This window comes from Paraburkholderia phytofirmans PsJN (assembly GCF_000020125.1).
GTDB classification, from domain to species: Bacteria; Pseudomonadota; Gammaproteobacteria; order Burkholderiales; family Burkholderiaceae; genus Paraburkholderia; species Paraburkholderia phytofirmans.
Genome location: NC_010681.1, coordinates 804378 through 816824, shown reverse-complemented (window position 1 = coordinate 816824; position 12447 = coordinate 804378). Strand labels below are relative to the sequence as shown.

General features: G+C 63.4%; 9 protein-coding genes. 2 read left to right on the top strand and 7 right to left on the bottom strand.

Annotation, left to right across the window (positions count from 1 at the left end):
* Positions 1–32: 32 nt before the first annotated feature.
* From dnaK to hrcA, 6 genes are all read right to left on the bottom strand, one after another.
* Entirely contained in the window at positions 33–1985 is a 1953-nt protein-coding gene (gene dnaK / locus BPHYT_RS03590; RefSeq protein WP_012431797.1) for a molecular chaperone DnaK, read from the bottom strand.
* Positions 1986–2128: 143 nt separating this feature from the next.
* Positions 2129–2314 (bottom strand): hypothetical protein, encoded by a 186-nt coding sequence (locus BPHYT_RS38075; RefSeq protein WP_148225059.1) that lies wholly within the window; start codon positions 2312–2314, stop codon positions 2129–2131.
* Between the two features lie 154 nt (positions 2315–2468).
* Positions 2469–3053, bottom strand: a complete 585-nt coding sequence (grpE, locus tag BPHYT_RS03585) for a nucleotide exchange factor GrpE (protein WP_012431796.1) — start codon at positions 3051–3053, stop codon at positions 2469–2471.
* Positions 3054–3576: 523 nt separating this feature from the next.
* Complete coding sequence (locus BPHYT_RS03580) at positions 3577–3984, bottom strand: RNA-binding S4 domain-containing protein (protein ID WP_012431794.1); 408 nt, start codon at positions 3982–3984, stop codon at positions 3577–3579.
* A gap of 8 nt (positions 3985–3992) precedes the next feature.
* Complete coding sequence (gene hemH, locus BPHYT_RS03575; RefSeq protein ID WP_012431793.1) at positions 3993–5063, bottom strand: ferrochelatase; 1071 nt, start codon at positions 5061–5063, stop codon at positions 3993–3995.
* A 185-nt stretch (positions 5064–5248) separates the two neighbouring features.
* Positions 5249–6268 carry a heat-inducible transcriptional repressor HrcA gene (gene hrcA / locus BPHYT_RS03570; RefSeq protein WP_012431792.1) on the bottom strand — a complete coding sequence of 340 codons (1020 nt, stop codon included), beginning with the start codon at positions 6266–6268 and terminating at the stop codon, positions 5249–5251.
* A 330-nt stretch (positions 6269–6598) separates the two neighbouring features.
* Here hrcA and BPHYT_RS03565 point away from each other — a divergent pair, with 330 nt between their 5' ends.
* Complete coding sequence (locus BPHYT_RS03565) at positions 6599–7501, top strand: NAD kinase (RefSeq protein WP_012431791.1); 903 nt, start codon at positions 6599–6601, stop codon at positions 7499–7501.
* 71 nt (positions 7502–7572) lie between these two features.
* Positions 7573–9243 (top strand): DNA repair protein RecN, encoded by a 1671-nt coding sequence (recN, locus tag BPHYT_RS03560; RefSeq protein ID WP_012431790.1) that lies wholly within the window; start codon positions 7573–7575, stop codon positions 9241–9243.
* Positions 9244–9532: 289 nt separating this feature from the next.
* Here the strand turns inward: recN and glnE are convergent, their stop codons facing one another.
* Positions 9533–12325 (bottom strand): bifunctional [glutamate--ammonia ligase]-adenylyl-L-tyrosine phosphorylase/[glutamate--ammonia-ligase] adenylyltransferase, encoded by a 2793-nt coding sequence (gene glnE / locus BPHYT_RS03555; RefSeq protein ID WP_012431789.1) that lies wholly within the window; start codon positions 12323–12325, stop codon positions 9533–9535.
* Positions 12326–12447: the final 122 nt, after the last annotated feature.

The following is a 12447-nucleotide window of genomic DNA, read 5'->3' as shown; positions in this document are numbered from 1 at the left end:
GTGCGGCTTTACGGTCGAAACGCGACCTGGCTTTAGTCTTTCTTGACTTCCTTGAACTCGGCGTCGACCACGTCGTCCTGCTGCTGGCTCGCGCCACCCGCCGTTGCACCCGCGCCCGCCGCGCCAGCTGCCGCAGCTTCAGCACCTTGCGCAGCCTGCATGTCGGCGTACATCTTCTCGCCCATCTTCTGCGAGGCGGTGGCCACCACTTCGATCTTGGCTTCGATCGCAGCCTTGTCCGCCGAACCGCTCTTCAGCGTTTCTTCGAGGTCCTTCAGCGCGGCTTCGATCTTTTCCTTCTCGGCAGCTTCCAGCTTGTCGCCGTATTCGGTGAGCGCCTTCTTCGTGCTGTGGACCAGCGCGTCGCCCTGGTTGCGAGCATCGGCCAGTTCACGCAGCTTGTGATCTTCTTCAGCGTTCGCTTCGGCGTCCTTCACCATCTTCTCGATTTCGGCTTCGGACAGACCCGAGTTCGCCTTGATCGTGATGCGGTTTTCCTTGCCGGTCGCCTTGTCTTTCGCGCCGACGTGCAGAATGCCGTTCGCGTCGATGTCGAAGCTCACCTCGATCTGCGGCGTGCCGCGCGGCGCCGGCGGAATGCCTTCCAGATTGAACTCGCCCAGCAGCTTGTTGCCGGCTGCCATTTCGCGTTCGCCCTGGAACACCTTGATCGTCACGGCGCCCTGATTGTCATCAGCCGTCGAGTAGACCTGTGCGTGCTTGGTCGGGATCGTGGTGTTCTTGTTGATCATCTTCGTCATCACGCCGCCGAGCGTTTCGATGCCGAGCGACAGCGGGGTCACGTCGAGCAGCAGAACGTCTTTACGGTCGCCCGACAGAACCTGGCCTTGAATCGCGGCGCCAACGGCCACGGCTTCGTCCGGGTTCACGTCACGGCGCGGATCCTTGCCGAAGAACTCCTTGACCTTTTCCTGCACCTTCGGCATGCGGGTCATACCGCCGACCAGAATCACGTCGTCGATTTCGCCGACCTTCACGCCTGCGTCCTTGATCGCCACGCGGCACGGTTCGATCGTGCGTTCGATCAGCTCTTCAACCAGCGCTTCCAGCTTGGCGCGCGTAATTTTCAGGTCCAAGTGCTTCGGACCCGACGCGTCGGCCGTGATGTACGGCAGGTTGATTTCGGTTTGCTGGCTCGACGACAGTTCGATCTTCGCCTTTTCAGCCGATTCCTTCAGGCGTTGCAGCGCGAGCACGTCTTTCGACAGATCGACGCCTTGCTCCTTCTTGAACTCGGCAATGATGTAATCGATGATGCGCTGGTCGAAGTCTTCACCGCCCAGGAACGTATCGCCGTTCGTGGAGAGCACTTCAAACTGCATTTCACCGTCGACGTCAGCGATTTCGATGATCGACACGTCGAACGTACCGCCGCCCAGGTCATACACCGCGATCTTGCGGTCGCCCTTTTCGGCCTTGTCCAGACCGAAAGCCAGAGCGGCTGCGGTCGGTTCGTTGATGATCCGCTTCACTTCCAGACCCGCGATGCGACCTGCATCTTTGGTGGCCTGACGCTGGCTGTCGTTGAAGTACGCGGGAACCGTGATCACGGCTTCGGTGACCGGCTCGCCGAGATAGTCTTCAGCGGTTTTCTTCATCTTGCGCAGCGTTTCCGCCGAGATTTGCGGCGGCGCGAGCTTCTGATCGCGCACTTCGATCCATGCGTCGCCGTTATCGGCTTTCATGATCTTGTACGGCATCAGCGCGATGTCTTTCTGAACTTCTTTTTCTTCAAAGCGGCGGCCGATCAGGCGCTTGACCGCGTACAGCGTGTTCTTCGGGTTCGTGACCGACTGACGCTTCGCAGGTGCGCCGACGAGAATCTCGCCGTCTTCCATGTAAGCGATGATCGACGGCGTGGTACGCGCGCCTTCCGAGTTCTCGATCACCTTGACCGAATTGCCTTCCATGATCGCCACGCACGAGTTGGTCGTGCCCAGGTCGATACCGATGATTTTGCCCATTTTTCCTATTCTCCTAACTTTGATCGCTGCGGGAAGCGCCTTGTTTGCCCTGCCGGCGGTAAGGCGATCCGCTCTCAATTCCTACCTGCACTCAACATAAGTGCGTCCGCATCGTTTTCAAGACCTCTTTTACGATGCGGTCTTTAATTTTTTTCAATCGGGCGAACTTTTGCCCGAATCTGTTCCATCGGCCTGAGCGCCGCTTTTTTTTTGGCGCCGGGTATTTTGCCCGCATGTCGGCCGGAATCTTTTTCCCTGACCGCGGCCACAGCTCCGAACTGCTCAAGGCCTTGCCAACCGGGTCGCTTGCCCCGGTAGAAGAAAACCATATAGGTACGCCGCGCGCTATGAAGCACCAACCCGGTTCGCGATGCCAGTCAGCGCTGCTGTGAAACCGTTGGGGCGAGCGCGGTGGCGTCGACGGGAGGTGTCTGCCGTGGCGCATTGCCTGCCGGACGAAGCGGCTTACCGAATCTTCTGCACTTACTTCGGCGCGGCGACGGTCACGAGTGCCGGACGCAGCACGCGATCGGCGATCACGAAGCCCTTTTGCAGCACGGCTACCACGGTGTTCGGCTCCTGCTCGGCCGGCACCATGGAAATGGCCTGATGACGGTGCGGATCGAACTTCTCGCCAACCGGATTCAGGGCGACGACGCGGCCCTTTTCCAGCGCGCCGGTGAGCTGACGCAGCGTGAGTTCGACGCCTTCGCGCACCTTCTGCAGATCGTCGGACGAGTGGGCGACCGCGGCCTCGAGACTGTCGATCACCGGCAGCAAATGCTCGGCGAAGCTCTCGATTGCAAACTTGTGCGCCTTGGCGACATCTTCCTGAGCGCGGCGGCGGACGTTTTCGGTCTCAGCCTTGGCGCGCAGGAAGCTCTCCTGCAATTCGGCGATCTTCGCTTCGGCTTCGGCCAGGGCCGACTGCTCCGCGTTGACCGGCGAGTCGGTTGCGGCGTTGGCTGCCGCTTCCTGCTGAGGTGCTGCGGCCTCGGCGGCCTGGCGCGCGGTTTCGTCGGCGGGCGTGGGATTCTGGCTCGTCGGGTTCTCTTGCGTGTTTTCCATGTCGCTGAAAGTCGTTAAATAGGTGAAAGCGAGGTAAAAGCCAACGGTGCTGGCAGCACATCAAACCTGGCGCGGTTTGTGCGTTGCAAAATCGCGACAGACAACTTCGCGAGTCACCGTGAATCAAAACGGCAGATGAGGCCGGGAGCAACCATTTCAAGCGGTTCTCCCGGAACTTTTCGCACCGCGGACGTGCTGCGGAAATGCCTGGTTACAACCATTATTGCTGCGCAATCAAATTGAGATTGAGTGCCGCTGACAAGTGGCCTATGCTCCACTTAAGCATCGGAAAAGACACGTTAACCCTAATCTGACGTAAACCTTTCCGATATATTGCAGTTCCCACCCGATTCGCCCGTCTTTATTCTGAACCTTCCCGAGGGGAGTACCGTGAAACTGACCTTTGCAATCTCGGTGGTCGCATTGGTTCTGATTGCGGGCACCACGACCATCTGCATGTCCGGGGCTGTCAACGACCACACTACCGAATACGGCGGTGTGCACGCGACCATGGAACAGCTGTTCAACCCCCACCTGAAAGTTTGTCGATAGTGCGCCTGTCGCGTTTGGTCGGCCGGCCGTGCAATGCGGCCGCCGGTTCGCGATACGTCTTGCGCCGCTCCTGTTCGACCTGCCGCTTTACCCTGCTCTCTTCGGTTTCCGCATAAAGCGTTTGCGCGACGCTCGCCGGGCCGCGCACGTCGCACACGCCCAGCACCTGCACCTGCCATACGATCCGCTCGATCTCGATCTCGACCAGGTCGCCGACCCGCACGTCTTTAGCCGGCTTGACGCTGGCGCCGCCAATCCGCACATGCCCTTTTTCGACGGCGTCCGCCGCGAGCGAGCGCGTCTTGAAGAAGCGCGCCGCCCAGAGCCATTTGTCGATGCGCAGCTTCGCGCCCGCGTCGGTTGCAATCCTGTTGTTCATGAGCCTGGTCAAGCTCCTGTCGTATGCGGCACCGGCAACGCCTGCACCGGCCAGCCCTGCAGGTTCTGCGCAACGATTTCGCCCAGCGCGGCAATCCACGCCTGCGAGGCATTCAGGCAGGGAATCCGATGAAAATCCTTGCCGCCCGCATGGAGGAATTCGTCGCGCACTTCCATGCCGATTTCCTCAATGGTTTCAAGGCAGTCGGCCGTAAAGCCCGGACAGAACACGTCGGCGCGCCGTACGCCCGCCGCGCCCAGTTCCTTCAACGTGGGCGCCGTGTACGGCTGCAGCCATTCGGCTTTGCCAAAGCGCGACTGGAACGTGATGCGGCATTCCACCTGCGTCAGCTCGAGCGCCTGCATCAGCAGCGCGCCGGTTTGCTGGCATTGCTCGTGGTACGGGTCGCCGAGATCCAGCGTGCGCTTGGGCACTCCGTGGAAACTCAGCACCAGCTTGTCGCCCGCGGCGAAATCCGGCCGGCCGTGCTGATGCCAATAGTTATGCACCTGCGCCGCAAGCGCCGCAATGTAGGCCGGATGGTCCGCGTACTGGCGCACTGTGCGGATTTCCGGCTGATTGCGCATGCGCTTGAGTGCCGAAAAGGCGTCGTCGAACGCGGTGGCGGTGGTCGACGACGAGTACTGCGGATACATGGGCATCAACAGCACGCGCTCGGCGCCCGCCAGCTTGAGCTGATTCAGCATGGCCGGGATGCCCGGCGTGCCGTAACGCATCGCGTAATCGACCAGCACCGTGTAGTCGTTCAATTGCAACAGATGGCGCAGGCCTTCCACCTGCTTCTCCGTATTGACGCGCAGCGGTGAGCCTTCGGGCATCCATACCGCGGCGTACTTCTTGGCGGAGGCGACGCCCCGAAACGGCAAAATCAGCAGACGCAAAATGATCTGCCAGAGCAGCGCCGGAATTTCGACCACGCGCGGATCGGATAGAAATTGCGCGAGATAGCGGCGGACCGCGCGCGGCGTCGGCGCGTCGGGCGTGCCGAGATTGATCAGCAGCACGGCGACACGGTGTGAACTGGCGTTCTGTGAGGGCCGCTCGAGGTCGAAGCGCATAGGCAGCAAAGTACCGGTGTTGGCGGAGAGTCGGTTGAGGTGGGATTCATTATAGCGGCGCGCTTCATGCACCGGTCCGCCGCACACCCCTGGCCATTCGGCCAATTGGCAAGCCGCGCGCCGTCACGCATCATTTGCGGCAGGAGCAGGAGCCAAGCGCTACCGCAGCCGGGAGTCGAAGCCGCCTACTGCTGGCTGAGTGTCAGCGAAAGCAGGCGCGCGGTGATATCCACAATCGGGATCACGCGGTTGTAGGCCATGCGGGTCGGCCCGATCACGCCGAGCGTGCCGACGATCTTGCCGTTCACCTCGTACGGCGCGGTCACCACGCTCATTTCCTCGATCGGTACGAGATTCGACTCGCCGCCGATGAAAATCTGCACGCCCGCCGCGTGACTCGACACGTCGAGCAACTGAAGGAGACTGGTCTTTTGATCGAACACATCGAACAGCTTGCGCAAGCGCGCCATGTCCGACGAAAGGTCGGCCACTTCGAGCAGATTGCGCTCGCCGGAAATCAGCACGGTTTCGCCCGTGTCGGATTCGTCCGTGCTGGCCGTGACGGCGGCGTGCATCAGCGTGGTCATGTCGCCGCGCAGTGCGTCGATTTCTTCGCGCAGGCGGCGCCGCACGTCGTCGAACGACAGGCCCGCGAAGTGCGCGTTGATGTAATTGGACGCCTCGACCAGTTGCGAGGGCGAGAAGTCGCGCTGGGTCGCCATGATGCGGTTCTGCACGTCGCCTTCCGGCGTCACGATAATCAGCAGAATGCGCTTGTCCGACAGACGCATGAACTCGATCTGCTTGAACACGTGGCTGCGCCGCGGTGTGAGCACCACACCGGCGAATTGCGACAGGTTGGACAGCACACTGGCCGCCGCCGCAACGATTTTCTGCGGTTCGCCTGCCTGCAGCGTAGTCTTGACGGTACGCGTCACGGCTTCTTCGTCCGCGGCGGACTCCACTGTGAGCATGGTGTCCACGAAAAGGCGGTAACCGCGTGGTGTGGGAATGCGGCCCGCGGAAGTATGCGGACTGATCACGAGCCCGAGGTCCTCGAGGTCAGACATCACGTTGCGGATCGTGGCCGGACTCAGTTCGAGGCCCGAATAGCGCGACAACGTGCGCGAGCCGACCGGCTGACCTTCGGCGATGTAGCGCTCGATCAGCGTTTTGAGGAGGGTTTGTGCGCGAGGATCTAGCATGAGGGAAAATTTTAGCTCAATGGCACGACTACCGCGAGCGCTAGGGGCACCCATCCCTGACGAACGCGCCGCCGTTTGCAAGGGCGGCGCACTGCCTTCGATCCGGCCCGTAAGCCGGCGTTCCACCCGGCGCTGTGCAAACCACCTTGCGAGCCACCTTCTGGGCGGCCCGGCTGCCGGCGCCCGGCCGCACTTTACACGGCGCACATGTCATCAAGGCTTCACCATTCTAACGATAATCGCGAGATGCGCTGACGGCCCGCGCGCGCCGGCCCGCTACCGGGTCTGTCTGCGGTTCTTTTCAGGCCCTACCTATGGTGTAATGCCGGCATGCAAGTGACCAGCCAGTTCAAGACCGTCGCGCTCGTCGGGCGCAACAATACGCCGGGCATCGCCGAGCCGTTGACCGCGCTCGCCTCGTGCATCGCGAAGCGCGGCTTCGAGGTCGTATTCGAAGCCGACACCGCCGCCGAGATCGGCGTCACCGACTACCCGGCGCTGCGTCCCGCCGAGATCGGCGCGCGCGCCGACGTTGCGGTCGTGCTGGGCGGCGACGGCACCATGCTCGGTATCGGCCGTCAGCTCGCGCCGTACCGCACGCCGTTGATCGGCATCAACCACGGGCGGCTCGGCTTCATCACCGACATTCCGATCTCCGACATGCGCGAGATCGTGCCGCAAATGCTGTCCGGCAATTTCGAACGCGAGGAACGCGTACTGCTCGAAGCGCGCATCATGCGCGGTGGCAATCCGATCTATCACGCATTGGCCTTCAACGACGTGGTGGTCAACCGCAGCGGCTTCTCGGGTATGGCGGAGCTGCATGTCTCGGTGGACGGCCGCTTCATGTACAACCAGCGCTCGGACGGTCTGATCGTGGCCACGCCCACCGGCTCGACTGCCTACGCGCTGTCGTCGCAGGGGCCGATTCTGCATCCGCAGTTGCAGGGTATCGTGCTGGTACCGATCGCGCCGCACGCGCTCTCGAACCGGCCAATCGTGCTGCCGGACGACTCGAAGGTGAGCATCCAGATCGTTTCGGGGCGCGAAGTGAACGTCAATTTCGACATGCAGTCGTTCACCTCGCTCGAACTGGGCGACACGATCGAAGTGCGCCGCTCGCGTCATACGGTGCCGATGCTGCATCCGGTCGGCTACAGTTTCTTCACCACGCTGCGCAAGAAACTGCACTGGAACGAATACCCGTCGCACGAAGAAGACTCCAAGCCCTGAGCGGCGAGCACACCGGAACGCGAACGCCGCCGCTGCCGAAACCCGAACATCAAGCTCACCAGACGACCTCCATGCTTCGCCACCTCTCGATACGCGACTTCGTCATCGTCGCCGCGCTCGACCTCGAATTCGACAGCGGCTTTACTGTTTTCTCCGGCGAAACCGGCGCCGGCAAATCGATTTTGATCGACGCGCTGGCGCTCGCGCTCGGCGCCCGCGCCGATGCGAACGTCGTGCGCACTGGCGAAAGCCGCGCGGACCTCACCGCTGAGTTCGAGACCCATGCGCAGGTCGAGCAATGGCTCGACGAGCAGGCGCTCGGCACGACCGGCGAGGACGGCCATCACGGCAACACGGTGATGCTGCGGCGCGTGGTAGATGCCAACGGCCGCTCGCGCGCCTTTATCAACGGCACCGCGGCGACGCTCGCGCAGTTGCGCGAGGTCGGCGAAATGCTGGTGGACATTCATGGCCAGCACGCGCACCAATTGCTGATGCGTCCCGACGCGCAACGCGAACTGTTCGACACCCACGCGGGCCTGTCGGACACCGCGGCAAGCGTCACGCGGGCGTGGCGCGCGTGGCGCGAGAAGGTTCAGGCGGTCGAGCATGCGCAAACGCGTGACCGTGAACTGCAACTCGAACGCGAGCGTCTCGCCTGGCAACTCACTGAACTGGACAAGCTCGCGCCGCAACCGGGCGAGTGGGAAGAGGTCAACGCCGAGCATCGGCGGCTGTCGCATTCGGCCAATCTGATCGACGGCGTGCAGGGCGCGCTCGGCGCACTGTCCGAATCGGACGAGGCCATGATCACGCATCTGTCCTCGATCGTCTCGAAGGTGCGCGACCTGGCGGAAATCGACCCGGCTTTGAACGACGTGCTGGCCGCGCTGGAGCCCGCCGAAATCCAGTTGCAGGAAGCGGCTTATTCGCTGAGCCACTACGCGCAAAAGCTCGAACTCGATCCGGACCGGCTCGCCCAGGTCGAAAAACGCCTCGACGCACTGCATTCAGCCGCACGCAAGTTTCGTCTGCAGCCTCAGACGTTGCCTGAGGAACATGAGGCGCGTCGCGCGCAACTCGCCGCGCTCGACGCGGCCGCCGACCTCGACAGCCTGCACGCCGCTGAAGCCAAGGCCAAGGAAGCTTTCCTGACCGAAGCGAAGAAACTCTCGAAGGCGCGCGCCAAGGCCGGCAAGGCGCTGGGCGCGGCGGTCACCACCGGCATGCAGGAACTGTCGATGAAAGGCGGCAGCTTCGAAGTCGCGCTGGTGCCGCTGCCCGAAGGCGGCGCGCATGGGCTCGAACAGGTCGAGTTCCGCGTCGCCGGTCATGCCGGCGTGCCGCTGCGGCCGCTCGCGAAGGTTGCCTCGGGCGGGGAACTGGCGCGGATCAGCCTCGCGCTCGCGGTCATTGCCAGCGCCGCCAGCCCGACACCCACGCTGATCTTCGACGAAGTGGACACGGGCATTGGCGGGGGCGTCGCCGAAGTGGTCGGGCGGCTTTTGCATCAGCTTGGCCAGCAACGCCAGGTGCTGTGCGTAACGCATTTGCCGCAAGTCGCCGCGCGCGGCGATCATCACTTCCAGGTGGCGAAAGCGGGCAACGGCAAAGGCGGCACGGTCAGCAGCGTGACTTCACTCGACAAGGCGAGCCGCGTCGAAGAAGTCGCGCGGATGCTCGGCGGGTTGGAGATCACCCCGACCACGCGGAAACACGCGAAGGAAATGCTGGCGGCGTAGTTGTTGGCTAGGGGCGCCTTCGCCATCTGCGTCTGGCGCGGAAAAGTTAGCCGCCCGGTTGGTCGCGGAAAAACCAGCACCCGTGCGGCTCGCAGGCACAATGCCCGCGGCGGCGAAAGATCGTAGGCGAGCCGACCTGACGTCTTGCTTCGCCGCACCTCACCTCGCTTGGCCTCACCACCCTTCATGCCGTTTCGGAGAGCGAACGCCACGAATTCGCTCACGCCCCCTTTCAAGGCACCAAGCTGCACAATCCCGCTCGCACAAACCGCGAACTCCCGGCCAACCCTCACCCAAACACCCGCTTCCACAGCGCCAGCACCGCTTCCCGCTCCTTAGCCACCAGCGCCGGCTCGACTCGCGCCTTCTCCATCCCATCCAGCCGCAACTGGTGCTGCAACTTACGGTACGTGCGATACGCCGCGCCCACCGTCTCCGCTTCCGCCTCGCTCATCAAGCCGAAGCGCGACACTTCCCGCAGTAACGCGATGTTGCCGGTATTGCGGATCAGTTCGGGATCGCTCGCCGCGTGCAACAACACCCAGTACTGCACGGTGAATTCGATATCCACCATCCCGCCGCTATCGTGCTTCAGGTCGAACAGCGCCGTATGGTTCGGATGCCCGGCTTCGACGCGCGCGCGCATCTCGACGATCTCCTTCATGAGCGGCGCCGCTTCGCGTGGCGTGGTCAGCACCTGTTCGCGGATGGCCTCGAACTTCGCGCCGATCTCGGCGTCGCCCGCGCAGTAACGCGCGCGGCTCAATGCCTGGTGCTCCCAGACCCATGCCGTATTGGCCGCGTCGCCCTCGCGCAGCTGGTAACGGCGGAACGCGTCCAGATCGGTGACGAGCAGGCCCGATTCGCCGTTCGGCCGCAGACGCAAGTCGACGTCGAACAGGGTGCCGGCGCCGGTTGCGGTCGTCAGCCAGGTGATCAGGCGGCGGGTGTAAGTGGCGTAGACGTCGGCTGCGGCATCGTCGGGGTCGTCGTAGAGGAAGATCAGGTCGAGGTCGGATGCGTAACCCAGTTCCTTGCCGCCCAGCTTGCCGTACGCAATCACCGCGAAACGCGGCACGTCGCGATGGCGTTTCGGCAACTGATTCCAGACAGCCTGGAGCGTGACGTCGAGCACGGCGTCAGCCAGTTCTGACAACCGGTCGCTCACATGCTCGACGCTCAGCTTGCCGGCCAGATCGATCAGCAGAATGCGAAACACCTCGGCCTGATGGGCGTGGCGCAGCAGATCCATTTGCTGCTCGACGCCGTCCGCCGCGGCCAGACGCAGGCGCAGCGTGCGCTTGAACTCGGGCCAGTCGAACGGACTATTGATCGCTTCATCGTCCAGCAATTCATCAAGCAATTGCGGATGGCGGATCAGATAGCCCGCCGCCCAACGCGAACCGCCGAGCACTGACAGCACACGATGCAGCGCTTGCGGATATTCGGTCAGCAGCGCCAGATAGGCACCGCGCCGGCTCACCGCTTCGAGCAGGTCGAAGAAGCGCGCGACCGTATCGCCGCGGCGCTCCGCAGGTTCCAGCGTGCGGGCGGCTTCCAGCGCTCGTTGCGCGACGATGTCGAAACGTTGCCGGCTGCGCTCGGCCAACCCCGCATAACGCGACGACTGCCAGATCGCGCGCAGCCGCGCGACCAGTTCGCCCGGCTCGGCCACGCCGAGTTCGACGAGGCGCGACTGTAAGGCTTCGTCGGCGCTGTCGTCGGCGAGCGCGCTGCTCCAGACCCATGCGGCGGCGCCGTCTTCGGGTGCGCCACAGCCGTCGCGGCCGTTTACTTTGTCAGCGAAAATCTGGTCGAACTGCTGTTCGACGAATTCGCGATGGGCATCGAGCTTGGTCATCAGCGCGGCATAGTCGTCGCAGCCCATTGCGTGGGCAAGCGCCGAACGGTCCTCCGGATCGACCGGCATCGCATGGGTCTGCGCATCGTTACGGTATTGCAGCCGATGCTCGAGTTCGCGCAGGAAGCGATAAGCCTGCGAGAGCTTCACGCAAACCGACGTGTCGAGCAGCCCATGCGTGGCCGCATGACGCAGCACCGCAAGTGTCGGCCGCACGCGGAAGCCCGCGTCCTGGCCGCCGCGGATCAACTGGAACACCTGCGCGCTAAATTCGATTTCGCGGATGCCGCCCCGCCCGAGCTTGATGTCGTCGGCCTTGTCGGGCCGCATCGACGCGCGCCGTTGCGCCTCCTGGCGAATCTGCAGATGCAGCGCGCGAATCGCACTGATCACGCCGAAGTCGAGGTAGCGGCGATAGACGAACGGCGTGACGATCGCATCGAGTTGCTTCTGCAGCCGCTGCGCCGCATCGCTCGCACCTTCGGACACGAGGCGCCCCTTGATCCACGCATAGCGCTCCCATTCGCGGCCTTGCACGTAGAAATATTCTTCCAGCATGCCGAGACTGCACACGAGCGGCCCTGAGTCGCCGTTCGGCCGCAGCCGCATGTCGACCCGGAACACGTAGCCGTCGCCGGTCACTTCGGCGAGCGCGCCGATCAGGCGCTTGCCGAGGCGCGTGAAAAATTCCTGCGTGGCGATCGGCGAACGCTGGCCGCCCGAGGTCTCGCCGTCCTCTTCATAAATGAAGATCAAGTCGATGTCGGACGACACGTTCAGCTCGCGCCCGCCGAGCTTGCCCATGCCCACCACGCCGAGCGAGAGCCGTTCGCCTTGCGGCCCGCGCGGCTCGCCGTATAGCGTTTCGAGTTCCGCTGACAGGACGGCGAGCGCGCGCTGGATCGTCGTCTCCGCCAGGTCGGTCATCGCGCCGGTGACTTCGGCAACGTCCGCCTCGCCCGCCAGATCACGCTCCATCACGGCGCAAAAGACCTCGGTGCGCAATTGGCGCAAGGCCCGTTTGAGTGCATCTTCGTTCAATGGCGCGTCCGTCGCGCCGGCCGCTTCTGCGCACAAGGCGTCGAAACGGGCGTCGATACGCTCGCGCGTCAGCGGCCCGGACGCGAGCGCCGCCACCCGCGCCACGAGTTGCGGACGGGCGGCCGCAGCGCGCGCCGCGTAGTGTGAATAGTTGGAACTCAGGAGAGTGGCGTCAGTCATCAAGGGTCTGGCTCGCTCGTTGCTTGATCAGCGTGGTTCAGTTCGCAGTAGCACAGGGGTAAGGCCACCTCCCGCAGGTCGCGAGGCGGCATGCAGACAGGGTTTGCAGGAGGTCCGCCTAC